The sequence below is a fragment of the Paraburkholderia sp. genome (assembly GCF_047605525.1).
GTDB lineage: Bacteria > Pseudomonadota > Gammaproteobacteria > Burkholderiales > Burkholderiaceae > Paraburkholderia.
In genome coordinates, this window is sequence record NZ_JASGFN010000024.1 from 62618 (window position 1) to 87412 (window position 24795).

The window sequence follows — 24795 nt, forward strand, 5'->3', positions numbered from 1 at the left end:
TTCGTGCCCGCGCCGAGCCCCGAGGTTTCCATGACGAAAGCTGTTCTGATCACCGGCGGCAGCCGCGGCATCGGCCGCGCAACCGCGCGTCTGCTTGGCGCGCGCAGCTGGTGCGTCGGGGTGAACTACGTGCGCGATCTCGCCGCGGCCGAACAGACGGTCGCCGAGGTGGAACGCGCGGGCGGCCGCGCGCTGCCGATTGCCGGCGACGTCGCGAACGAAGCCGATGTAATCGCGATGTTCGATACGCTGCAGCAGACGTTCGGCCGCGTCGACGCGCTCGTCAACAACGCCGGGATCGTCGCGCCGTCGAGCCAGCTTGCGGACATGGACCTTGCGCGTCTGAAACGCATGTTCGACGTCAACGTGCTGGGCGCGTACCTGTGCGCGCGCGAAGCGGCGCGGCGCATGTCGACGCAACGCGGCGGCGCGGGCGGCGCGATCGTCAATATTTCGTCGGCGGCGTCGCGGCTCGGCTCGCCGAACGAATACGTCGACTACGCGGGCTCGAAGGGCGCGATCGACACGATGACGCTCGGCCTCGCGAAAGAACTCGGCCCTCAGGGCGTGCGCGTGAATGCAGTGCGCCCCGGCCTGATCGATACCGAGATTCACGCGAGCGGCGGCAAGCCCGAGCGCGCCGCGCAGTTGGGCGCGACCACGCCGCTCGGCCGTCCCGGCAGCGCGAACGAGGTGGCCGAGGCGATCGTCTGGCTGCTCGGCGATGCGGCATCGTACGTGACGGGCGCGCTGTTCGACGTAGCCGGCGGCCGCTGAGCGGCCGCGTATCCCGAGTGCAAAGCGCGGTCCGCTTCGGCCGCGCTTTTTGTTTTTCCGTCGTACCTTTCCCTCTTCCCCTGCGATTCCCGTCGATCTGATGGGAAACCGACACACGTGTGCATAAAACGTCCGCGTTTCGCATGTGCCTGTAATGTCCAGTAATAAAGCGGCGCTACAATCGTCCGGACCGTATGAATCCGCAAGCGGTGCAAGCCAGTTCCGATAAATACGACACCGCCGCCGCATACGCTGAACAGAGACTTCCATGCATGACAAGCAGCCTGCACGTTGGCGCGCGGAGAATGCCGCCGCACCCGCGACGGTGCAAACATCGCAAGCAGCCGCCAACGCCTCCGGCACCGCCGCTTCTCCCACCGCGCGCGGCCTGCAACGCTGGCGCGCGCTCGCGGCGAACCGGCCGTTGCTGTGGGTCGTCGCGCTGGCGATCCTCAGCGCGTGGCTACTGCCCGGCATCCTGGGCCACGAGCCATGGAAGCAGGACGAAACCTACACGTTCGGCATCATCCAGCACATGCTCGATACCGGCGACCTCGTCGTGCCGACCAACGCGGGCCAGCCTTTCGTCGAAAAACCGCCGATCTACGACTGGGTCGCCGCCGGCCTCGCGTGGATGCTGGGCCGCTACCTGCCGCTGCACGACGCGGCGCGCCTCGCGAGCGCGCTGTTCGCGGGCCTGACGGTCTACTACACCGCGCGCGTCGCGCGCCGCGCGGCCGGCGCGTCGAGCTGGTTCGACCTGCGCGTGATCGGCACGCTCGCGCTGTTCGGCGGCACGCTCGCCGTCATCAAGCACGTGCACGACATGATGACCGACGTCGCGTTGATGGCGGGCGCCGCGCTCGGCTTCTGCGGCCTGTTCGAACTCGTGCTCGTGCATCTGCGCGATGCGGCGCCACCTTTCCAGCCGCATTCGCCGCCGCGGCGGACCGAACCGCTCGACGCACGCGAACGCCGCCACGCGATTCTCAGCGGCGCGGTGATGTTCGGCGCGGGCGTCGGCGTATCGCTGCTCGCGAAGGGCCTGTTCGTGCCGCTCGTGTTCGGCGCGACCCTGTGCGCGGTGCTCGCGCTCTATCCCGCGTGCCGCAGCCGCGGCTTCGCGGGCGCGCTCGGCCTCGCCGCGCTCGTGTGCGCGCCGTTCGCGCTGATCTGGCCGATCTGCTTCTATCTACGCTCCGAAGCGCTGTTCAAGGTGTGGCTGTGGGATAACAACGTCGGGCGTTTTTTCGGTTTTTCGGTGGCCGAGCTCGGCTCTGAAAACGAGAGCCGTCTGTTCGTGCTGCGTACCGTGCTCAGCGTCGGCTTCCCGGTGGTGCCACTCGCGCTCGCCGCGCTCGCGGGCGGCGCATGGCGGCGTTGGCGCGAACCGCGCGTCGCGTTGCCGGCGATTTTCGCGGGCATCGGCTTCGCCGTGCTGCAAATGTCGGCGACCGTGCGCGAGCTGTACATCCTGCCGTTCATCGGGCCGCTTGCGCTCCTCGCGATGCAGGGCGTCGAAAGACTGCCGGCGCGCGCACACACCGTCTGGGACATGACGAGCCGCGTGCTGTTCGGCAGCGCGGCCGCGCTCGTGTGGATCGTCTGGTCGATCATGACAAGCCCCGCGAATACGCATGCGTCGCTGCATCGGCTCGGCCGCTGGCTGCCGCTCGACTGGGTCTTGCCCGTCCAACCCCTGCTGATCGCGGGTGCGCTGCTGCTGACGTTCGGCTGGCTGTGGCTGCTGCCGTCGCTCAAGTACGCCGGCAAATGGCGCGGCGCGCTGAGCTGGTGCGCGGGCGCGATACTCGCGTGGGGACTCGTCAGCACCCTGCTGCTGCCCTGGCTCGATTACGCGAAGAGCTACCGTTCGGTGTTCCAGGACCTCGGCGCGAAGATGGATATCGAATGGAACGACGGCGATTGCATGGCGAGCTCCAACCTCGGCGAATCCGAGGCGCCGATGCTCTACTACTACACCGGCATCGAGCACCGCCCGAACGAGGACTTGCGCAGCACCGCCTGCACGTGGCTGATCGAGGAAAGCCATCGCGGCGACCGGCGGCCGCCGCCCGGCGACTGGCAACTGTTCTGGTCCGGCGCGCGGCCGGGCGATACGGATGAACTGCTGCGGGTATTCGTGCGCGCGCCGGTTGCCGGTGCCGTGCGCGGCGACGACTAGCGCGCTGAACCGCATCGCGCGTCATCGCGAAGCGAGCGTCGGCATCCGTGCGCATCTGTTCAGAACGACGAACCGGGCTCGCGTAAAAACGCGCTTTCCTCATCGCTCGACACGCGGCCGAGCAACGCATTGCGATGCGGAAAGCGCCCAAACCGCTCGATGATTTCCGCATGCCGCACCGCGTAGCGGTAATACGACTCGCCACCCGGCTCCGCCGCGAGCTGCTCGAACAGCCGCAGCGACTCGTGCTGATCCTCGAGCGTCTCACTGTGCTCGAACGGCAGATACACGAACGCGCGATGATGCACACCCGGCAGCAGACGGTCGGCGCCGCTTGAGACCATCCATTGCGCGACCGCGAGCGCCTTGCGGTCGGCGGCAAACGCGCGCGCCGTGTTGCGGTGGCAGTTGCGCGAGAACTGATCGAGCACGATGACGAGCGCCAGCGCGCCGAGCGGCGAGTCCTGCCACGCATCGAGCTCGCCCGCGTTCGCCGCGTCGATCAGCGCGCCGAAGCGTTCGCGCAGCATCGCATCGACAGCGTCGTCGCGGGAGAACCAGAGCTTGCGCTCGGTGCCGTAGTCGGCTGAACCGGGTGTGCCGAACCAGCAGTCGAGAACTTCACGGGCGCGCGGCGCGAGCGCCGCGTAGTCGGCTTCGAATGTGTACGGGGTGGTCGAGGTTTCGTGCCGCGGCGTATCAGCCATTGCGGTTGCGCATCCAGTCGGCGGTTTCGAAGAACGAGCCCAGCAGGCGCTCGCGCAGCGGCTCGGGCAAGCCGATATCCTGCATCGCCCACGCCATGCAGCGGAGCCACTGGTCGCGCTCGCCCGACGCGATCGCGAACGGCAGATGCCGCGCGCGCAGACGCGGATGGCCGAAGCGGCTGATGTAGTGATCGGGGCCGCCGAGCCAGCCGCACAGGAACCAGAACAGCTTGTCGCGCGAACCGTCGAGCGACGCCGGATGCAGCGCGCGAATCCCGGCGAAATCCGCTTCGAGATCCATCAGGTCGTAAAACCGGTCGACCAGTTCGCGCACGCGCGCCTCGCCGCCCACCAGCTCGAAGGCCGTCGGCTGCGCCGTGGACACTTCGTCGTTCAGATCGCTCATACCTTGTTCGTCAACCAGAAAAAGATCACGCGTCCCGCAGCGATTGCAGCGCGGGCCGCGACAACACATGCCGCAGACTCAGCCAGCCGCCCACGCCCGCGCAGGCGATGCCGGCGGCGACACCCGCGGGCAGCACCCACGGATCGAAGTCCAGATAAAACTCGAACACGCGCGTGGCGAGCACCGAGCCGACGATCTGCGCGCCGATAGCCGCCATCAAACCGGCGAGCGCACCGACCGCGACGAATTCGGCAACCTGCACCGCGCGCACCTGGCGATGCGACGCGCCGAGCGCGCGCAGCAGCGCGGATTCTCGCATACGCTCATCGCGCGTGCCGGCGAGCGCCGCGTACAGCACCAGCACGCCGGCCGCGAGCGTGAACGCGAACAGGAACTGCACCGCGCCGATCACCTGCTGCAACACGCGCTGCACCTGCGCGAGAATCGGGCCGATGTCGATCGCGGTGAGGTTCGGATACGCGGCGATCAGGCCGTCGATCGTCGACTGTTTGTCCTGCGGCAGATGGAAGCTCGTGATGAACGTCGCCGGAAAATCCCGCAACGCGGCGGGCGGCATCAGCACGAAGAAGTTGACCTTGAACGAACCCCAGTCGAGCTTGCGCACGCTGGTGACCGGCGCGTCGACCGTGAGGCCCGTGACGTCGAAGCGCAGCACGTCGCCGGGCTTCACGCCGATCAGTTTCGCGAGCCCCTGCTCGATCGAGATCTGCGGCTTCGTCGTGTCGCCGAACCAGCTGCCCGCGGCGATCCGGTTGTCGTCGGGCAGTTGCGTCGTGTACGACAGGTTGAACTCGCGATCCACCAGACGCCGCGCGTCCTCGCCCTTGAACGAGTCCGGGTTGACCGGTTTGCCGTTGATCGCGACGAGCCGCCCGCGCACCATCGGCGACAGCGCCGCGCCGGCGATGCCGTGCGTGTCCAGATACTGCGTGACCGCGTCGCGCTGATCGGGCTGGATATCGATGATGAACTCGTTCGGCGCGTCGGGCGGCGTCGATTTGCGCCAGCCTTGCACGAGGTCGTTACGCGTCATCGCGATCAGCAGCAGGCACATCAGGCCGATGCCGAGCGCGGTGATCTGCAGCGCGCTGGTGCTGCTGCGCCGCTCCAGCGACGCGAGCGCATAGCGCCAGCCGATTCCCGCGTTGACGCGCTCGCTGCGCACGACGCGCGCGGCGGCCCACAGCGCGAGCCGCGCAATCAGCGCGAACCCGAGCAGCCCGCCGCCGAAGCCGCCGGCGACGATCCCGCCGAGCTTCAATTCGCCCGCCGCGAGAATCAGCAGCCCGGCGAACAGCGCGATGCCGAGCGCGTACGCGGCCCACGCGGTACGGCCCGCCTCGCCCCACTCGCGGCGCAGCACGCGCACCGGCGGCACGCGCGTGAGCGGCAGCAGCGGCGGCAGCGCGAAGCCGAGCAGCAGCACGAGGCCGGCCGCGATGCCTTCGAGCGCGGGCCACGGCGTCGGCTGCGGCAACACCACGTCGATCAGGCCGCCGAGCCACGTCAGCAGCGCGAGATGGCCGAGATAGCCGAGCGCGACGCCGAGCACTCCGCCGATCACGCCGAGCCCGACGAATTCGAGGATGAACAGCGCGCGCAGCGCGGCCTGGCTCACGCCGAGACAGCGCATCGCCGCGCAGCCGTCCAGATGCCGGCGCATGTAGCGATGCGCGGCCATCGCGATCGCGACGGCCGCGAGCAACGCGGTCAGCAGCGACACGAGCGTGAGGAAATGGCCCGCGCGATCGAGTGTCTGGCGCACCTGCGGCTGGCCGTCGTGCAGCGATTCGAGCGCGACGCCGCGCATCTTGCCGCCGTCCACGTGGTCGTGCGCAAACTGCGTGAAGCGCGCGACCGCCTCGTCGGAACCCGCCACCAGCAGCCGGTACGTGACGCGGCTGCCGTACGTGATGAGACCGGTCGACTGCACTTCGTCGGCGCGCAGCATCAGGCGCGGCGAAAAGTTGACGAACGAAAAGCCGCGGTCGAGCTCGCGCGTGATCAGCGCGCCGATCGTGAAGTCGCGGTTGCCGACTTTCACCGGATCGCCGACCTTGAGCTTCAGCGCGTCGAGCAACTGCTCGTCGACCCACACGGTGCCCGGCGCCGGAATCGACGTCGCCGGATGATCGGCCGCGCCTCGCGCCGGCGCGATCCGCAGCGCGCCGCGCAGCGGATAGCCCGCCGACACTGCCTTGACGGCGGCGAGCCGCGTGAGCGGCTGCGCCCCGGTCGAATTGACCATGCTCGGGAAGATCGCCGTGGTGGCGGTGCGCAAGCCGAGCGCGTGCGCCTCGGCGGCGAATTGCGGATCGACCGGATGGTCGGCGCGGACGATGAAATCGGCGGCGATCATGCGCCGCGCATCGCGCTCGAGCCCCTGATGCAGCCGGTCGGCGAGAAAGCCCACGCTCGAGAGCGCCGCGACGGCCAGCACCAGCGCCAGCAGCAGCATCGTCAGTTCGCCCGCGCGCCAGTCGCGCGCCGTCATGCGGATCGCCTGGCGCAGCAGATCCGCGCCGCCGAGCCGATGCGCCGGTCTTACGCCGACGTGCGTACCGGAACCCGTGCTGGAACCTCGTAGTGCTTCACTCAATCGTGCCTGCTCCTCGCAAATCGCGACACCATGTGCGTGGCCATGCCGCGAAAACCGCCCTGCACGCCACGCCACAGCCGCGGCAACGCCCATGCCGCGAGCAGCAGAAAGCCTACCATCAGCACCAGAAACGCGAGCGGCACGAATAGCGCGAGTAGCACGCCGCCGAACACGAGACCATCCTCGGCGGTCGACGTCACGACGTTCGACACCGGTTCCGGCGACAGGTTGATCAGCGCGCGCGTGCCTGCCTTCGCGAGATGCGCGGTGCCGGCGAGCGTGCCGCCCGCGAGCGCGGCGACGGTCAGGAGCGCCGGATCGGCATGGCCGAGCGCGCCGGCGGCAAGCACGGCGCCGGCCGGAATGCGGATAAAGGTATGGATCGCGTCCCACAGCGAATCGAACGCGGGGATCTTGTCGGCAAGGAATTCGGCGAGCGTCAGTGCCGCCGCCGCGCCGATCACCCACGGCGAGGACAGCGCGGACAGCGTATCGGGCAGATGAATGAGGCCGAGACGTTCGAACACGCCGGCCAGCAGGACCGTCAGATAGAGGCGCAGACCGCTGCCCCACGACAGGCCAGCAGCAAGCGAAAGTGATTCAAGCATGGCCGCCTCCACACGCTTTGTGCGCGCCCGGGCGCCGCGGCGGGAACGAGCGGAAGCTCCGCGCCGAAGTCGTCAGACTCGCCCGGCCGGCCGCGCCAGCCGGGCTGCAGGAAATGTCAGGTTGTTTCTGTCTCATTATAGCCACGTTAATTCGCAGGACGTAGAGCAGCGAACAGACGTGTGGCGAAGTGGCAAAGCCCGCCGCGGCACAGCGGGCCAGCCACGGGCTGCCGCTTCAGTGGCCGGACGACAGCTTGAGCCCGACGAGGCCGATCACGATCAGCGACGCGCTGGCGACGCGCGCGACGCTCAGCGCCTCGCCCATCATCACGACGCCGAACACGAACGCGCCGACCGCGCCGATGCCGGTCCAGACCGCGTAGGCGGTGCCGAGCGGCAACTGGCGCATCGCGACGGCGAGCAGCACGAAGCTGCCGAGCGCGGTCACGATCGTGAACACGGACGGCCAGAAGCGGGTGAAACCTTCGGAAGTCTTGAGACCGGCCGCCCACGCGACTTCGAGCAAACCGGCTATCAGCAGAAGAAACCAGGACATCTGACAGCTCCATGAAAAAATGGGGCCGTCCCCGATGATCGATGCAAGCGTAAGGTCGTCCTTACGTCGGGCGATTATAGCGAAGCGGGCATGGCGGCACAGGGCGCGCAATGGCGCGACGGCATGCCGCGCACGCGTTTGGCGCACGCGTTTGGTACGTGCTTTGACACGCCCGCGTCGATCCCCCGCGTCAGACCGCGCCGACCAGCCGGTATCCCACCCCCGTCTCGGTAACGATATGCTCCGGCTGCGCCGGATCGCGCTCCAGCTTGCCGCGCAGATGCGCCATGTAAATGCGCAGATAGTGATGGCTCTCGACATGCGACGGCCCCCACACGTCGCGCAGCAACTGCCGGTGCGTGAGCACGCGCCCGGCGTGGCGCACGAGCGTCGCGAGCAGCCGGTATTCGATCGGCGTCAGATGGATCGCGGCGCCGTCGCGCGTGACCTGGCGCAATGCGAGGTCGACGGTGACCGCGCCGAAGCGCACCTGCGGCGATTCGTTCGCGCCGCCGTGATTGCGCCGACGCAGATGCGCACGGATCCGCGCGAGCAGTTCGGATACGCCGAACGGCTTGGTCAGGTAGTCGTCGGCGCCGGCGTCGAGCGCGGCGACCTTCTCGCTTTCCTGGGTGCGCGCCGACAGCACGATCACCGGCAGCTCGCTCCAGCCGCGCAGCTCGCGGATCACCTCGAGGCCGTCGGTATCGGGCAGCCCGAGATCGACGATCACGAGGTCGGGTTTGCGCGTCGCCGCTTCGACGAGCCCCTGCTTGCCGGTTTCGGCATCATGCACGGCGATGCCCTCGCCTTCGAGCGCGGTGCGCACGAAACGGCGGATCTGCTTTTCGTCTTCGATCAGAACGACGGTGATGCTCGGGTCACTCATGGGCGGGTCTGGCTAACGGGTTGAGGTCGGCGGGATCGAGGTCGGCGGCGGTGGCGCTGCCGGACTGGATGTCGGTGCGTGGTGCGTCAAGCTGCGGGGCGGCCTGCGAGGCCTGCGAGGCGACCGGCGAAGCGGCATGCGGCGCCGGCCCGGCAGCGGCTTCGGGTTGCGGCGGTTCGACGGCGGCGCTTTCGTCTTCTTCCAGCGCATCGGGCGCTTCGGGCGGCGTCCTGACCGGCAGCGTGAACCAGAAGCGCGCGCCTTCGATGCGGCCGTCCCCGGCCACGCGGTTGAACGCGCCGATCGTGCCGCCGTGCGCCTCGACGATCGCGCGGCAGATCGCGAGCCCAAGGCCGATGCCCGGTTTCGCCGACTCCTTCTCGCCGCGCGTGAACTTCTCGAACACCCGCGCTTCCATGCCGGCGGGCAGACCGGGGCCGTCGTCGTCGACCGTGACGCGCACGAACGGCGCGCCGTCCGCGTCGATCTGCTGCGCGCCGATCGTCAGCGGCATGCCGGGCGCCGTGTACTTCGCCGCGTTCTCGAACAGGTTCGAGAACAGCCGCTCCATCAGCACCGCGTCGAGATGCAGCAGCGGCAGATCGGCGGGCAGCGTGACCTGCACCGGACGGCCCGCCAGCACGCGCTTGCACGCGCGCAGCGCGGCGCCGACGGTTTCCTCGAGCAGCGTCCATTGCTGGTTCAGTTGCAGGCTGCCGGCCTGCAGCCGCGCCATGTCGAGCAGATTCGTGACGATGCCGGTCATGCGCAGCGCCTCTTCGTGGATTGCTTCGATGAGCTCGTCGCTGCGTTGGGCGGCGGACTGCTGCACCTGGGCAGAGGCTTCGGCCGCCGCATCCGCCGACGCGCGCCGCGTCTGCGCAAGCATCGACGAGAAGCCGACGATCGTCGTGAGCGGCGTGCGCAGATCGTGCGAGATCGCCGACAGCAGCGAATTGCGCAGCCGCTCCGACTCCATGTTGACGAGCGCGTCGCGCGCGATATCGACGTAATGCACGCGTTCGAGCGCGAGCGCGATCTGCGCGGCGAATGCGTCGAGCATGCGCCGCTGCTCGGGCACGTTCAGCTCGCGCTCGTCGCGCACCACGGCCGCGAGCACGCCGCGCGTGCGCATCGGCGCTTTCAGCGGCAGATACAGCGCGGCAGCCGCGGGCAGCGTGTCGGTGCCGTGCCCGGCCGGCTTCTGCTGATCGTAGACCCACTGGCCGACGTCGAGATCGAGCTGCTCGCCCTCGAGCGTGATCGCCGCGTCGGGGTCCTCGATCTTCTGCCTGACCTGATCGGCGCTGTCGGGCAGCAGGATCGCGACGCGCGCGCCGAACACCTCGCTCACGTGCCGGCTGCCGATGCCGACGATCTGCTCGGTGGTCAGCGCCGCGGCAAGCTCGCGCGCCATCTCGTACATCGCGCCGGTGCGCTGCTCGCGGCGTCGCGCGACGCTCGCCTCGCGGCGCAGGCTCGAGGTGAGATGGCTGATCACGAGCGACGTCAGCAGCATGCCGAAGAAGGTCAGCAGATACTGCGTATCGGACACCGACAGCGACATGCGCGGCGGCACGAAGAAGAAATCGAACGCGGCGACGCTCAGGAACGACAGCACGACGCCCGGCCCGCGCCCGAGCTTCACCGCGGTGAAGATCACGCCGAGCAGATACAGCATCACGAGGTTGGTCAGATCGATGCGATCGATCAGTTGGCTCGACAGCAGCGTGATGCCGGTGCCGAGCGCGAGCGCGAGCACGTAGGCGCGGGCCGGCGAACGGCGCTCGCGCGCCGCGCTCAACGCCTCGCGCCATGCGTTCGCGGTGGTGTTCAGCAGACGCCGCTGCTCGCCGCCGTCGCGCCCGGACGACACGCGGATCAGCGTCAGATCGAGATCGCCGCTCTTCTCGGCGATGCGCTCGCCGAACGGCCGGCGCAACCGGCGGCTGATGCCCGTGCGCGACGACGCGCCCACCACCAGCTTCGACACGTTGCGCGCCTGCGCGTAGCCGATCAGCGCGTCGAGCGCATCGGCGGCCGCGAGCGTCGCCGTTTCGGCGCCGAGTTCGGCGGCGAGCTTCAACGCGTCCAGCGTGCGTTCGCGGCGCGCATCGGGCAGCCGCTGCAACGCGGGCGTCTCGACATAAACGGCGAGCCAGTCGGCCTTCAGGCTCGCGGCAAGCCGCGCCGCCGAGCGCACCAGCGCCGGCGCCTCGGGACCCGGCCCGACGCACACCAGCAGCCGCTCGCGCGCCTGCCAGATGCGCTGGATCGAACGGTCGGCGCGATACTCGCGCATCTGCGCGTCGACGCGATCGGCGGTGCGGCGCAGCGCGAGCTCGCGCAGCGCGATCAGGTTGCCCTTGCGAAAGAAGTTGCGCACCGCGCGCTCGGCCTGCTGCGCCATGTACACCTTGCCGTCGCGCAGCCGGTCGAGCAGTTCCTCGGCCGGCAAGTCGACCAGCGTGACTTCGTCGGCATGATCGAACACGCGGTCCGGCACGGTCTCCCACACGCGGATGCCGGTGATCTGGCCGACCACGTCATTGAGGCTTTCGAGGTGCTGCACGTTGACCGTCGTATAGACGTCGATGCCCGCGTCGAGCAGTTCGTAGACGTCCTGCCAGCGCTTCAGATGACGCGCGCCCTGCACGTTCGAATGCGCGAGTTCATCGACGAGGATCAGTTGCGGCTTGCGCGCGAGCGCGGCGTCGAGATCGAACTCGCCGAGCTTGCGGCCGCGATACTCGATATGCGCGAGCGGCAGCACATCGAGTCCGGCGAGCAGCGCCGCGGTTTCGCCGCGCCCATGGGTTTCGGCGATGCCGACCAGCACGTCGACGCCTTCTTCCTTGCGGCGTCGCGCGGCCTGCAGCATCGCATAGGTCTTGCCGACACCCGCCGACGCGCCGAAGAAAATTTTCAGCCGGCCGCGCTGGCGTTTTTCTTCGTCGCGCTGCAGCTTGTCGAGCAGCTCGTCAGGATTGGGGCGGTTCATGCTCAGGGTTGTTCATAGTCGTGCGAGCGGCGGTGTCTGTATGGTGGCACGGCCCGCGCCGGCCCGCAAATGACGACGCGGCGCCACACGGACGCCGCTCTTTCCCGACCGGGTTTTCAACGCATGCCCACGATGCGGCGCAGCGCCTTCAGACGATGCGCGCCGCGCGGTTCATCTCGTTGCCGTTTGTTTAACCGCGCTTCATCTCATCGAGCGCGAGATTCAGCTTCAGCACGTTCACGCGCGGCTCGCCGAGCACGCCGAACTGGCGGCCCGTCGTGTAGCGCTCGACGAGTGCCTGCACGTCGTTCGCCGCGAGCTTGCGCGCCTTCGCGACGCGCTCGATCTGATACGCGGCGGCGGCCGGGCTGATCTCCGGATCCAGACCGCTGCCCGACGACGTGACCAGATCGACCGGCACCGGCTTCGACATATCGGTGCCGGCCGCCTTCAGCGCGTCGAGGCGGCCCTTGATCTCGTCGAGCAGCGCCGGGTTGTTCGGCCCGAGGTTCGAGCCGCTCGAGCCCTGCGCGTTGTAAGGCATCGGGCTCGTCGCCGATAGCCGGCCCCAGAAGTACTGCGGCGCGTCGAACTGCTGGCCGATCAGCGCCGAGCCGACCACCTTGCCGTTCTGCTCGAGCAGACTGCCGTTGGCCTGGTCGTGGAAGACCGCCTGACCGAACGCGGTCATCACGGCGGGATAAGCGAGTCCGGTGATCGCGGTGAGCACCACGAAGATCACGATCAACGGACGGAACAGATTTTTCATGATGGGTGATTCCCTGGGTTATTCCGTTGTGTTGCTTCCTGTTTCCGGCGCGCGGCCTCACACCCAGCCGAACGCGGCGAGCACCATATCGATCAGCTTGATGCCGATGAACGGCACGATGATCCCGCCGAGACCGTAAATCAGCAGATTGCGGCGCAACAGGATCGCGGCGCCCAGCGCGCGATAACGCACGCCCTTCAACGCCAGCGGAATCAGCAGCACGATGATCAGCGCGTTGAAAATCACCGCCGACATGATCGCCGAGGTCGGCGTGGCCAGATGCATCACGTTCAGCGCATTCAATGCCGGATAGGTCGACGCGAACGCGGCCGGAATGATCGCGAAGTACTTGGCGACGTCGTTGGCGATCGAGAACGTGGTCAGCGAGCCGCGCGTCATCAGCATCTGCTTGCCGATCTCGACGACCTCGATCAGCTTGGTCGGGTTCGAGTCGAGATCGACCATGTTGCCGGCCTCTTTGGCCGCCTGCGTGCCGGTGTTCATCGCGACCGCGACGTCGGCCTGCGCGAGCGCGGGCGCGTCGTTGGTGCCGTCGCCGGTCATCGCGACGAGCCGCCCTTCCGCCTGATGCGCGCGGATCGTCGCGAGCTTGGTTTCCGGCGTCGCTTCGGCGAGGAAGTCGTCGACGCCCGCTTCGGCGGCGATCGCCGCGGCGGTCAGGCGGTTGTCGCCCGTCACCATCACGGTCTTGATGCCCATCTTGCGCAGCTCGGCGAAACGCTCCTTGATGCCGCCCTTCACGACGTCCTTCAGCTCGATCACGCCGAGCACGCGCGCGCCCTGCTCGCCCTTCTCGGCGACCACGAGCGGCGTGCTGCCGCGCCGCGCGACGTCCGCGACCGCGTTGTTGACCTCGTTCGGGAAACGGCCGCCGTGCATTTCGACGTAGTGCTTGACCGCATCGGCCGCGCCCTTGCGGATTTCGCGGCCCGGCAGATCGACGCCGCTCATGCGGGTCTGCGCGCTGAACGAGAGAAACACCGCATGCAACGACGACATATCGCGCTGGCGGATGTTGAAGCGCTGCTTCGCGAGCACGACGATGCTGCGGCCTTCCGGCGTTTCGTCGGCGAGCGACGACAGTTGCGCGGCATCGGCGAGCGCTTCTTCCGTGAAACCCGGCGCCGGCACGAACTGCGATGCCTGGCGGTTGCCGAGCGTGATGGTGCCGGTCTTGTCGAGCAGCAGCACGTCGACGTCGCCGGCCGCTTCCACCGCGCGGCCTGAGGTAGCGATCACGTTCGCCTGCATCATGCGGCTCATGCCGGCCACGCCGATCGCCGACAGCAATCCGCCGATCGTGGTCGGAATCAGGCACACGAGCAGCGCGACGAGCGCGGTGATCGTTACCACATGACCGGCCTTCGCGGCTTCCACGGAGAACATCGAGAACGGCAGGAGCGTCGCGGTGGCGAGCAGCATCACGATCGTCAGCGCAACGAGCAGAATGGTCAGCGCGATTTCGTTCGGCGTTTTCTGACGCTTCGCGCCTTCGACCATCGCGATCATGCGATCGAGGAACGCCTCACCCGGATTCGCGGTGACGCGCACGACGATCCAGTCCGACAGCACGCGCGTGCCGCCCGTCACCGACGAAAAGTCGCCGCCCGACTCGCGGATCACCGGCGCCGATTCGCCGGTGATCGCCGATTCGTCGACCGACGCGACGCCGTCGACCACTTCGCCGTCGGCCGGAATCACGTCGCCGGTTTCGACCAGCACGACGTCGCCTTTGCGCAGATCGGATGCCGTCATGATGCGGATCGGCGACTTCGGATGCGGCTCGTTGAGCTTCTTGGCCATCACGTCTTTCTTCGCGCTGCGCAGCGACGCGGCCTGAGCCTTCGAACGGCCCTCGGCGAGCGCTTCCGCGAAGTTCGCGAACAGCACCGTGAACCACAGCCACAGCGAAACCGCGAGAATGAAGCCCGCGGGCGCCTCGGCTTGGCCGCCGAGCGCGGCGATCCACAGAATCGTGGTCAGAATGCTGCCCACGTACACGCAGAACATCACCGGATTGCGGAATTGCGTGCGCGGCGTGAGCTTCCTGAAGGAGTCCACGATGGCCGGGCGCACCAGCACCGGATCGAACATGGACCTCGTAGCGTTATGTTCAGTCATTGAATCCTCGAATATCCCTGTGCGCGCGCCGCGGTGTGGCCGGGTCTTTCCCGGCATCCGCCGGCGCGCGCTTTTTCACCTGTTAGCCGCTGATTCGCACGGGCCGCGTCAATGCGCGCCCATCATGATCAGATGCTCGACGCCGGGACCGAGCGCGAGCGCCGGCACGTAGGTCAGCGCGCCGACCAGCAGCACCGTGCCGAGCAGCAGCACGACGAAGAGCGGCCCGTGCGTCGGCAGCGTGCCGCCGGTCACGCCGATGCGCTTCTTCGCGGCGAGCGAGCCGGCGATCGCGAGCACCGGCACGATCGTGCCGAAGCGGCCGAACCACATCGCGATGCCGGTGAGCCAGTTGTAGAACGGGGTGCTCACGGTGAGACCCGCGAACGCACTGCCGTTATTGTTCGCGGCCGAGCTGAACGCATAGAGGATTTCGGAGAAGCCGTGCGCGCCGGGGTTCAGGATGCCGGCCTTGCCCGCGTCGGTGAGCACCGCGATCGACGTGCCGACCAGCACAAGCAGCGGCGTGAGCAGCACGACGATCGACACCATCTTCATCTCGTACGCCTCGATCTTCTTGCCGACGTACTCGGGCGTGCGGCCGATCATCAGACCCGCGACGAACACCGCGAGCAGCGCGAACACGAGCATCCCGTACATGCCGGAGCCGACCCCGCCGAAGATCACTTCGCCGAGCTGCATCAGCAGCATCGGATACAGGCCGCCGATCGGCGTGAGCGAATCGTGCGTATTGGCGACCGCGCCGCACGAAGCCGCCGTCGTCGCGACCGTGAAGATGCCCGACTGCGCGATGCCGAAGCGCGTTTCCTTGCCTTCCGCATTGCCGCCCGGCTGCAGCGCATTCGCCGACTGATCGATATGCAGCGCGGTAAATGCCGGATTGCCGGCCTGCTCCGCGCTGATTTCGCCGAACACGCATACGCCGAACGCGATCGTCATCGCCGCGAGCACGGCCACACCCTGCTTGCGGTCGCCGATCACGCGTCCGAACACGAGCGCGAGCGCGGCCGGGATGATCAGGATCGAGAAAATCTGCACGAAGTTCGAGAACGGCGTCGGATTTTCGTACGGATGCGCGGAGTTGCCGTTGAAGAAGCCGCCGCCGTTGGTGCCGAGCATCTTGATCGCTTCCTGCGACGCGACCGGGCCCATTGCGAGGGTCTGCGTCTTCACCGGCGTGTCGACCGTGACCGGATTGCCTTTCGCGTCCTTGACCGGATTGCCTTGCGCGTCGAGCTTCGGCGCGGCGTAGGTGGTGGTCTGCAGCGTCGGCACGTCCTGATACGCCTTGAAGTTCTGGATCACGCCCTGACTCATCAGCAGCGCCGCGACGATCATCGACATCGGAATCAGCACGTACATCGTCACGCGCGTGATATCGACCCAGAAGTTGCCGATGGTCTGCGCGGTATGACGCGCGAAGCCGCGAATCAGCGCGATCACGACGACGATGCCGGTTGCCGCCGACAGGAAGTTCTGCACGGTCAGGCCGAGCATCTGCGTCAGATAGCCGACGGTCTGCTCGGGCGTGTAGTCCTGCCAGTTCGTGTTGGTCACGAAGCTGACCGCCGTGTTGAATGCGCTGTCGACCGTCATCGGGCCGAACTGCTGCGGATTGCCCGGCAGCCAGCCCTGCACGCGCAGCAGCACGTACAGGAACAGCACGCCGAGCACGTTGAACGCGATCGTCGCGATCGCATAGTGCTTCCAGCCCATTTCCGCCGACGGATCGACACCCGCGATGCGATAGAGCAGCCGCTCGAGCGGCGCCCCCACGCGCACGACACGCGAGCTGCCGTCCATCACCGCGCCGATATAGCGGGCCACCGGCACCGCGGCGGCCAGCAGCACGACGATAAAAATGCTCGATTGCAGGACATTGTTCGCGTTCATTCAATGTCCTCCGCGCGCAGCAGCGCATACACGAGATAAATAAACAGCAGCGCGGTGGACGCGCCGGCGAGCCACATCATCCAGCTCATGACCGCGCTCCCTGTCCCCGGCGGAACTGCATGAGCTTCTCGCAGCCGCCAATCAGCCCAAAGGTCAGCGCGGCAAACAGCACCAGGCCCCCGACATACAGCACATCCATTCTTGTTCTCCATTCACGGATTCTGGATAGATGCAACGGTATGCCAAGCGGCCTAAAGGCCCGGTCAAAGATAGTGGGGCGCGCGTAAAAATCGCGTAAACGGACAGGGCCGCGCCATCGTTCGATGGCGCGGCCCTCGGGGAGATACGGTAAGGCTTTCTGCTCGCGTCCCGGCGCGCCCTCCTTTTACGGCAGCAGAATCGTCGAGCCCGTCGTGCGGCGGCCTTCGAGATCCGCATGCGCCTGCCCGACGTCCGGCAGCGCGTAACGCTGATTGATGCTCGTCTTGACCTTGCCCGAGATCAGCACGTCGAACAGCTCGGCCGACATCGCGTCGTAATCGCTGCGTTTGGCGATATAGGTAAACAGCGTCGGACGCGTAAAGAACAGCGAGCCGCGTCCGGCGAATTCCGACGAATCGATCGGCGGCAGCGGCCCCGACGCATTGCCGAAACTCACGAAAAGACCGAGCGGCGCGAGACAGTCGAGCGACTTCTCGAACGTGTCCTTGCCGATCGAATCGTAGACGACCGGCACGCCCGCGCCGTTGGTGATCTCGCGCACGCGCTTCGTGAAGTTCTCGCGCGTGTAGACGATCGCGTGATCGCAGCCGTGCGCTTTCGCGATCTCCGCTTTTTCGTCGGAGCCGACCGTGCCGATCACGGTCGCGCCGAGCGCCTTCGCCCACTGGCACACCAGCAGGCCGACGCCGCCCGCCGCGGCCTGGATCAGGATCGTGTCGCCGGCCTTCACCCGATACGTGCGGCGCAGCAGATATTGCGCGGTCAGCCCTTGCAGCATCACCGACGCAGCCTGCTCGTCGCTTACGCCATCAGGCAGCCTGACGACCTGCGCGGCCGGCAGCACGCGCTCCTGCGCATACGCGCCGGGCGGCCGCGCGACATACGCGACGCGATCGCCGACCTTGATCCCGCTGACGCCCGCGCCCACCGCGCTGACCTCGCCGGCCGCCTCCATGCCGAGGCCGCCCGGCAGCGGCAGCGGATAAAGACCGGTGCGGAAATACACGTCGATATAGTTGAGGCCGACCGCCGTCTGACGGATACGGATCTCGCCCGCGCCGGGCTCGCCCACTTCCACGTCGACCCATTTCATCACTTCCGGGCCGCCGGTTTTATCGAATCGGATTGCCTTGGTCATCATGTCTCCTTGATCTGTCTGGCTGTCTGGATGTGCGTGCGGATATCCGTGAAGCGCAGCCGGCGCGCTGTCAGGCCTGGCCCGTCAGGCGCAGCGTCAACACGTCGAGCACCATGCGCGCGGTCGAGATGTTCGTCGCGCACGGAATGTTGTGCACGTCGCAGGCGCGCACGAGCGCGTTGATGTCCGGCTCGTGCGGCTGCGGCGTCATCGGGTCGCGCAGGAAAATCACCATGTCGACCCGCCCTTCCGCGAGTTGCGCGCCGATCTGCAGGTCGCCGCCGTGCGGGCCGGACAGCATGCGCTCGACCGTGAGGCCGTGCGCGTCGCTGATGCGGCCGCCGGTCGTGCCGGTCGCGACGATCTCGCAGCGCGCGAGCGTGTCGACGTATTCGCCGGCCAGTTTGACGATGTCGTCCTTCTTGTGATCGTGCGCGATCAGTGCAATGCGGGTGGTCATGACGTAAGACTCCTCAAACCGTTGTGACTGTCGTTGTCGTGGTGGGTGGTTGCGCGCGGCTCAGTAGGTGCCCGGATAAGCGCCGCCGTCGATCAGCCAGTTCTGCCCGGTGATGTAGCCCGCATGCACGCTGCACAGGAACGCGCACGCGCGGCCGAATTCGTCGCGATTGCCGAAGCGCCCGGCCGGAATCGTCTTCATGCGCTGCTTGCGCGCGTCGTCGATGGAAATGTTCTGCGCTTTCGCCTGCGCCTCGAACGTGACCGCGATGCGGTCGGTGTCGAAGAGACCCGGCAGCAGGTTGTTGATCGTCACGCCCGTCGGCACGACCTTGCGCGCGAGGCCCGCGACGAAACCGGTCAGGCCCGAGCGCGCGCCGTTGGACAGCCCCAGCACGTCGATCGGCGCCTTCACCGCCGAGCTCGTGATGTTGACGATGCGCCCGAAGCCGCGCGCGCTCATCGAATCGATCGTCTGACGGATCAACTCGATCGGCGTGAGCATGTTGCTTTCGAGCGCGCGGATCCAGTCCTCGTGCGTAAAGTTGCGGAAGTCGCCCGGCGGCGGGCCGCCCGCGTTGTTGACGAGGATGTCCGGCTGCGGACAGGCGGCGAGCGCCGCGGCGCGGCCCGCGGGCGTGGTGATGTCGCACGCGACCGTCCTGACCTCGACGCCGCTCTGCTTGCGGATCTCCGCGGCGGTCGCCTCGAGCGTTTCAGCGGTGCGCGCGACGATCGTCAGATTGACGCCCTCGGCGGCGAGCGCTTCCGCGCAGCCGCGTCCCAGACCCTTGCTCGCCGCGCAAACGAGCGCGGTGCGTCCTGCGATTCCCATGTCCATCCGTGTGTCCTCGTGTCGGAGTTCCGGCGCCCGCGCGCGCGGGCGTTGCGAAGTTTCCCCTGATTCTAGAAGAATCGGTGCCGGACTGCGCCGGGCCGCTGCAATCTCCGGTATCGTCGGGTGGCACTCTTTCGGTAAACTTGCGCGATGGCGCGCCCGCCTGCCCTGCCGTCCTTCACGCATGGGCGGCACCAACGAAGCAGCGCGCCGAACCGATCCACCTTGCCGCCGCGCGCGAGCCCGCCATGACCCAGGACAGCCGTTTTCCCAATCTTTTCATCCTCGATCACCCGCTGATCCAGCACAAGCTGTCGCACATGCGCGACCGGGACACGTCGACGCGCACGTTCCGCGACCTGCTGCGCGAGATCACGCTGCTGATGGGCTACGAGATCACCCGCAACCTGCCGATGACCACGCGGCGCATCAACACGCCGCTGATGGAGATCGACGCGCCGGTGATCGCCGGCAAGAAGCTCGCGATCGTGCCGGTGCTGCGCGCGGGCGTCGGCATGTCGGACGGTCTGCTCGAACTGGTGCCGTCGGCGCGCGTCGGCCACATCGGCGTGTACCGCGCGGAGGATCATCGCCCGGTCGAATACCTGGTGCGGCTGCCGGACCTCGAAGACCGCGTGTTCATCCTGTGCGATCCGATGGTCGCGACCGGCTACTCGGCCGTGCACGCGGTCGACGTGCTCAAGCGCCGCAACGTGGCCGGCGAGAACATCATGTTCCTCGCGCTGGTCGCCGCGCCCGAGGGCGTGCAGGTGTTCCAGGACGCGCATCCGGACGTCAAGCTGTACGTCGCGTCGCTCGATTCGAAGCTGAACGAGCATGCGTACATCGTGCCGGGCCTCGGCGATGCGGGCGACCGGTTGTTCGGGACGAAGAACTGAGGATGCGCGGCGCGAGGCGTGTAAAAGACGGGCGGTGGCGGCCGGCCCCCGCGATTATCGCCACCACGGGATTGCGCGGATTTCCGCAGCTTTTCTGCTTCTTTTTCGCTTCTTTGCCAGGCCCTCGCCCGCACTCGTCGCCTTTGCCCGACACCCCGCCGGCGCCATTTCATTTCCGCTTCATTTTCATTGCATTTCCGCCCGGTTTCGCGCCACAGCCCCCTCTGCCGCCCCGTCGCGGCATGATAAAATTCGAATCCGCTCGACCCACGGCTTGACCTGCACCTCGCCTGCACGACCGCGGCAACCCCGGCCTCCCGCATTGACCGGCGCATCGCTGAAGCGGTGTCTGTCCGGCTGGCGCCGCGTTTGCCGCACGCCCGCCGCCCCGCCCCAACCGCGCCGCCGGCGTCCGGTCAGGCGGGCGATAACCGCCGCGCTGTAGCTGCAAGACGGCGGTGAGGGTCCGGGCACCGGCAGGCTTGCCCCGAACGGTTTGACATCGAGGCGCGCGAAGCGCCCGGCTTCGCAACGACAATTGCACTATGCGTGCGCCCCGCTGGCGCGCGCGACGGAGAAAAGTATGGCGGGTCATTCGAAATGGGCCAATATTAAGCATAAGAAAGCAGCGGCCGATGCCAAGCGCGGCAAGGTCTGGACGCGGCTCATCAAGGAAATCCAGGTCGCGGCCCGTCTGGGCGGCGGCGAGATCGACTCGAACCCGCGTCTGCGGCTCGCGGTCGACAAGGCCACCGACGCGAACATGCCGAAAGACAACATCAACCGCGCGATCCAGCGCGGCGTCGGCGGCGCGGATGGCGCGAACTACGAGGAAATCCGCTACGAAGGCTACGGCATCGGCGGCGCGGCGGTGATCGTCGACACGCTGACCGACAACCGCACCCGCACGGTCGCGGAAGTGCGCCACGCATTCTCGAAGAACGGCGGCAACATGGGCACCGACGGCTCGGTGTCGTTCATGTTCGATCACGTCGGCCAGTTCCTGTTCGCGCCCGGCACCGCCGAGGACACGCTGATGGAAGCCGCGCTCGAAGCCGGCGCCGACGACGTCGTCACGAACGAGGACGGCAGCATCGAAGTGCTGTGTCCGCCGCACGATTTTTCGAAGGTGAAGGCTGCGCTCGAGGCGGCGGGCTTCAAGGCCGAACTGGCCGAAGTCACGATGAAGCCGCAGACCGAAGTCGAATTCACCGGCGACGACGCGGTGAAGATGCAGAAACTGCTCGACGCGCTGGAAAATCTGGACGACGTGCAGGAAGTCTATACAAACGCGTCGATCGCCGGCGAATGAGCCTGCGCCGGCGACGCGTGACGCGCCTGACATGCATGGCGCGCATCCTGCATGCGGCTTGCGGCAAGCCGTTGCCGCGCCGCCGGACATCGGGCGTCGTTCGCCCTCGCTGTTGATGGTTTATTGCACGGCTGGGCGCACCGCCCGGCCGTTTATGGTTTTCAAGTCTCGGGGATTCACATGAAGTTACTCGTCGTCGGTTCCGGCGGTCGCGAACATGCGCTCGCATGGAAGCTCGCGCAATCGCCGCGGGTCCAGCTCGTCTACGTCGCGCCGGGCAACGGCGGCACCGCTCAGGACGAGCGTCTGCGCAACCTCGACATCACCGAGCCGGCCGCGCTCGCGGATTTCGTCGAAAAAGAGCAGATCGCGTTCACGCTGGTCGGGCCGGAAGCGCCGCTCGCGGCCGGCATCGTCAACCTGTTCCGCTCGCGCGGCCTGAAGATTTTCGGGCCGACCAGAGAGGCGGCCCAGCTCGAAAGCTCGAAGGACTTCGCGAAGGCGTTCATGAAGCGCCACGGCATCCCGACCGCCGAATACGAAACCTTCGCCGACGTCGCCGCCGCGCACGCGTATCTCGACGCGAAGGGCGCGCCGATCGTGATCAAGGCCGACGGCCTCGCCGCCGGCAAGGGCGTGGTGGTCGCGCAGACGCTCGAAGAAGCCCACGCCGCGGTCGACATGATGCTGTCGGACAACAAGCTCGGCGATGCCGGCGCGCGCGTCGTGATCGAGGAATTCCTCGCCGGCGAGGAAGCGAGCTTCATCGTGATGGTCGACGGCAAGCACGTGCTCGCGCTCGCGTCGAGCCAGGACCACAAGCGCCTGCTCGACGGCGACCAGGGCCCGAACACCGGCGGCATGGGCGCCTACTCGCCCGCGCCGATCGTCACGCCGCAACTGCATGCGCGCGTGATGCGCGAAATCATCCTGCCGACCGTGCGCGGCATGGAGAAGGAAGGCATCCGCTACACCGGCTTCCTGTACGCAGGCCTGATGATCGACGCGCAGGGCAACCCGAAGACGCTCGAATTCAACTGCCGCATGGGCGACCCCGAAACGCAGCCGATCATGGCGCGTCTGAAGGGCGACTATTCGAAAGTCGTCGAACAGGCGATCGCCGGCACGCTCGATACGGTCGAACTCGAATGGGACCGCCGCACCGCGCTCGGCGTCGTGCTCGCCGCGCACAACTATCCGGACACGCCGAGGAAAGGCGACCGCATCAACGGCATTCCCGCGGAAACCGCGGATGCAGTCACGTTCCATGCCGGCACCACGTTGACGGACGGCAAGCTGACCACGTCGGGCGGCCGCGTGCTGTGCGTCGTCGCTCTCGCGGATTCGGTGCGCACCGCGCAGGCAGCCGCCTACGAAACGATCAACCATATCTCGTTCGACGGCATGCAGTATCGCCGCGACATCGGCTATCGCGCGCTGAACCGCAAGCACGACGGCAAGCACGACAGCAAGCACTAAGCGCCCGCCCCGCTCGAACGCATACGGCGGGGCGACAACCGCGCTGGGCTAAACTGCCGGCGCTACACTGTTTTTCGCGCTCGTCGCGACGGCCCGGCAAAGCGGGCAGGCGGGCGTGACCGGCGCGCTCCCCCGAAGAACCCCGCGGCACGACGAGCGTGCCGCCCTCAGCATCTGCATTCATGACCGATTCGAGCTACGACGCACAGGCCGTGCGCAGTTGGCTGCAAGGCCTGCAATCGCATATCGCGGACACGCTCGGCGCCTTCGACGGCACGCCGTTCGCGACCGACGCCTGGCGGCGCGCGCCCGGCGAAAAGCTGCGCGGCGGCGGCGTCACGCGGATTCTCGAAGGCGGCCAGTTCTTCGAGCGCGCGGGCATCGGCTTTTCGGACGTCGCGGGCGATGCGCTGCCGGGCTCGGCGAGCGCCGCGCGGCCGCAACTGGCGGGGCGTGGCTTCGAGGCGATGGGCGTGTCGCTCGTGCTGCATCCGCACAATCCGCACTGCCCGACCGTGCATATGAACGTGCGCCTGCTGATCGCGACGAAGGAAGGCGAAGCGCCGGTGTTCTGGTTCGGCGGCGGCATGGACCTGACGCCCTACTACGGTTACGAGGAAGACGCGCGGCATTTCCATCGCGTCTGCCGCGACGCGCTCGATCCGTACGGCGCGGACCTGTACCCGCGCTTCAAGCGCTGGTGCGACGAATACTTCTTCCTGAAGCACCGCAACGAGCCGCGCGGCATCGGCGGAATTTTCTTCGACGATTTTTCGGAGCCGGGCTTCGAGCCATCGTTCGCGATGCTCAGGAGCGTCGGCGAGGGCTTTCTGAACGCTTATCTGCCGATCATCGAACGGCGCCGCGACACGCCGTACGGCGAATCCGAGCGCGCGTTCCAGGCGTACCGGCGCGGCCGCTACGTCGAGTTCAATCTGGTCTACGACCGTGGCACACTATTTGGGCTGCAAAGCGGCGGACGCACCGAGTCGATCCTGATGTCGATGCCGCCCGTGGTGAACTGGCGTTACAACTGGCAGCCCGAGCCGGGCACGCCGGAAGCGCGTTTGTACAGCGATTTTCTCGTGCCGCGGGAGTGGATGTGACGCGCAAGCGCCGCACTGCGTTGCCCACGGTCACGACAAAGGATCCTCACCTGAAGCCGAACGCTCATCCTGTCGCCCTGCCTCGCCGGATCGGTTTGCTGGGCGGCACATTCGACCCGATCCACGACGGCCACCTCGCGCTCGCGCGGCGTTTCGCCGACGTGCTGCGGCTGACCGAACTGGTGCTGCTGCCGGCCGGCCAGCCGTGGCAGAAGGCGGACGTATCGCCGGCCGAACACCGGCTCGCAATGACGCGCGCGGCGGCCGGCTCGCTGACGCTGCCGGGCGCGACCGTGCGCGTCGCGACCGACGAAATCGAGCACGACGGCCCGACCTACACGGTCGACACACTGCGGCGCTGGCGCGAACGCGAAGGCGACGATGCGTCGATCACCCTGCTGATCGGCGCGGACCAGCTCGTGCATCTCGACACGTGGCACGACTGGCGGCGCCTCTTCGAACTCGCGCACATCGGCGTGGCCACCCGGCCCGGCTTCGACCTCGCGTCGATTCCTCCGGTGGTCGCGCGGGAAATCGCCGCGCGCCGCGCGGGCGCCGACGTGCTGCAGGCCACGCCCTGCGGCCATCTGCTGATCGACACGACACTCGCGTTCGACGTGTCGGCCACCGACATTCGCGCGCATCTGCGCGAACAGGTGAACCAGCGGCTCGCCCTCGCGGGCGGCGAAGCACAGGATCAGGCCGCGAGTCACGTTCCCGCCGCGGTGTGGGACTATATTCTTCAACATCATCTGTACCACCGGTAAC

General features: G+C 67.5%; 22 protein-coding genes. 7 read left to right on the forward strand and 15 right to left on the reverse strand.

The genetic code is table 11. The features are described 5' to 3' along the window. Nucleotides 1-30 precede the first annotated feature (30 nt). Both QM685_RS28550 and QM685_RS28555 read left to right on the forward strand, forming a co-directional pair. Entirely contained in the window at nt 31-777 is a 747-nt protein-coding gene (locus QM685_RS28550) for an SDR family oxidoreductase (protein ID WP_415121759.1), read from the forward strand. Between the two features lie 268 nt (nt 778-1045). Then, a complete protein-coding gene (locus tag QM685_RS28555) occupies nt 1046-2962 on the forward strand; it encodes an ArnT family glycosyltransferase (protein ID WP_415121761.1) in 1917 nt (638 codons plus the stop codon). Nucleotides 2963-3021: 59 nt separating this feature from the next. Here QM685_RS28555 and QM685_RS28560 read toward each other — a convergent pair whose 3' ends face one another. The 15 genes from QM685_RS28560 to QM685_RS28630 all read right to left on the reverse strand — a co-directional run bounded on the left by QM685_RS28560 (nt 3022) and on the right by QM685_RS28630 (nt 19234). After that, on the reverse strand, nt 3022-3669 hold the full coding sequence (locus tag QM685_RS28560; RefSeq protein ID WP_415121763.1) for a DUF924 family protein: 648 nt from the start codon (nt 3667-3669) through the stop codon (nt 3022-3024). Beyond that, nucleotides 3662-4075: a group II truncated hemoglobin gene (locus QM685_RS28565; protein ID WP_415121765.1), complete on the reverse strand. Its 414-nt coding sequence runs from the start codon at nt 4073-4075 to the stop codon at nt 3662-3664. Before QM685_RS28565 ends, QM685_RS28560 begins: the two co-directional genes overlap by 8 nt. 25 nt (nt 4076-4100) lie before the next feature. Next, nucleotides 4101-6590, reverse strand: a complete 2490-nt coding sequence (locus QM685_RS28570; RefSeq protein ID WP_415121858.1) for an ABC transporter permease — start codon at nt 6588-6590, stop codon at nt 4101-4103. Nucleotides 6591-6691: 101 nt separating this feature from the next. After that, the gene (locus QM685_RS28575; protein ID WP_415121767.1) at nt 6692-7303 is read right to left on the reverse strand and encodes a DUF4126 domain-containing protein; all 612 of its coding nucleotides are present in this window, start codon (nt 7301-7303) and stop codon (nt 6692-6694) included. A 235-nt stretch (nt 7304-7538) separates the two neighbouring features. Next, nucleotides 7539-7859 carry a quaternary ammonium compound efflux SMR transporter SugE gene (gene sugE / locus QM685_RS28580; RefSeq protein ID WP_415121769.1) on the reverse strand — a complete coding sequence of 107 codons (321 nt, stop codon included), beginning with the start codon at nt 7857-7859 and terminating at the stop codon, nt 7539-7541. A 190-nt stretch (nt 7860-8049) separates the two neighbouring features. After that, on the reverse strand, nt 8050-8748 hold the full coding sequence (kdpE, locus tag QM685_RS28585) for a two-component system response regulator KdpE (RefSeq protein WP_415121771.1): 699 nt from the start codon (nt 8746-8748) through the stop codon (nt 8050-8052). Beyond that, a complete protein-coding gene (locus QM685_RS28590; protein ID WP_415121773.1) occupies nt 8741-11749 on the reverse strand; it encodes a DUF4118 domain-containing protein in 3009 nt (1002 codons plus the stop codon). Before QM685_RS28590 ends, kdpE begins: the two co-directional genes overlap by 8 nt. A 190-nt stretch (nt 11750-11939) precedes the next feature. Beyond that, a complete protein-coding gene (kdpC, locus tag QM685_RS28595) occupies nt 11940-12518 on the reverse strand; it encodes a potassium-transporting ATPase subunit KdpC (RefSeq protein WP_415121775.1) in 579 nt (192 codons plus the stop codon). Nucleotides 12519-12575: 57 nt separating this feature from the next. Then, nucleotides 12576-14660, reverse strand: a complete 2085-nt coding sequence (gene kdpB / locus QM685_RS28600) for a potassium-transporting ATPase subunit KdpB (RefSeq protein ID WP_415121777.1) — start codon at nt 14658-14660, stop codon at nt 12576-12578. Nucleotides 14661-14768: 108 nt separating this feature from the next. Beyond that, a complete protein-coding gene (kdpA, locus tag QM685_RS28605) occupies nt 14769-16574 on the reverse strand; it encodes a potassium-transporting ATPase subunit KdpA (RefSeq protein WP_415121779.1) in 1806 nt (601 codons plus the stop codon). Beyond that, a complete protein-coding gene (gene kdpF / locus QM685_RS28610; protein ID WP_415121781.1) occupies nt 16571-16663 on the reverse strand; it encodes a K(+)-transporting ATPase subunit F in 93 nt (30 codons plus the stop codon). The genes kdpA and kdpF overlap by 4 nt, the downstream gene beginning before the upstream one ends. After that, entirely contained in the window at nt 16660-16773 is a 114-nt protein-coding gene (locus QM685_RS28615; protein WP_415121783.1) for a potassium ABC transporter ATPase, read from the reverse strand. The genes kdpF and QM685_RS28615 overlap by 4 nt, the downstream gene beginning before the upstream one ends. A 186-nt stretch (nt 16774-16959) precedes the next feature. After that, the gene (locus QM685_RS28620) at nt 16960-17934 is read right to left on the reverse strand and encodes a quinone oxidoreductase family protein (RefSeq protein ID WP_415121860.1); all 975 of its coding nucleotides are present in this window, start codon (nt 17932-17934) and stop codon (nt 16960-16962) included. A gap of 70 nt (nt 17935-18004) precedes the next feature. Further along, nucleotides 18005-18394 (reverse strand): methylglyoxal synthase, encoded by a 390-nt coding sequence (locus QM685_RS28625; protein WP_415121785.1) that lies wholly within the window; start codon nt 18392-18394, stop codon nt 18005-18007. Nucleotides 18395-18454: 60 nt separating this feature from the next. Continuing rightward, entirely contained in the window at nt 18455-19234 is a 780-nt protein-coding gene (locus QM685_RS28630; RefSeq protein ID WP_415121787.1) for an SDR family oxidoreductase, read from the reverse strand. A gap of 245 nt (nt 19235-19479) precedes the next feature. Here QM685_RS28630 and upp point away from each other — a divergent pair, with 245 nt between their 5' ends. The 5 genes from upp to QM685_RS28655 all read left to right on the forward strand — a co-directional run bounded on the left by upp (nt 19480) and on the right by QM685_RS28655 (nt 24794). Further along, the gene (gene upp / locus QM685_RS28635; RefSeq protein ID WP_415121788.1) at nt 19480-20130 is read left to right on the forward strand and encodes a uracil phosphoribosyltransferase; all 651 of its coding nucleotides are present in this window, start codon (nt 19480-19482) and stop codon (nt 20128-20130) included. 583 nt (nt 20131-20713) lie between these two features. After that, on the forward strand, nt 20714-21442 hold the full coding sequence (locus tag QM685_RS28640; protein WP_415121790.1) for a YebC/PmpR family DNA-binding transcriptional regulator: 729 nt from the start codon (nt 20714-20716) through the stop codon (nt 21440-21442). A 180-nt stretch (nt 21443-21622) separates the two neighbouring features. Next, nucleotides 21623-22921, forward strand: a complete 1299-nt coding sequence (gene purD, locus QM685_RS28645; protein WP_415121792.1) for a phosphoribosylamine--glycine ligase — start codon at nt 21623-21625, stop codon at nt 22919-22921. Between the two features lie 182 nt (nt 22922-23103). Further along, complete coding sequence (gene hemF / locus QM685_RS28650; protein WP_415121794.1) at nt 23104-24027, forward strand: oxygen-dependent coproporphyrinogen oxidase; 924 nt, start codon at nt 23104-23106, stop codon at nt 24025-24027. Between the two features lie 77 nt (nt 24028-24104). Next, a complete protein-coding gene (locus tag QM685_RS28655; RefSeq protein ID WP_415121862.1) occupies nt 24105-24794 on the forward strand; it encodes a nicotinate-nucleotide adenylyltransferase in 690 nt (229 codons plus the stop codon). Nucleotide 24795 lies beyond the last annotated feature (1 nt).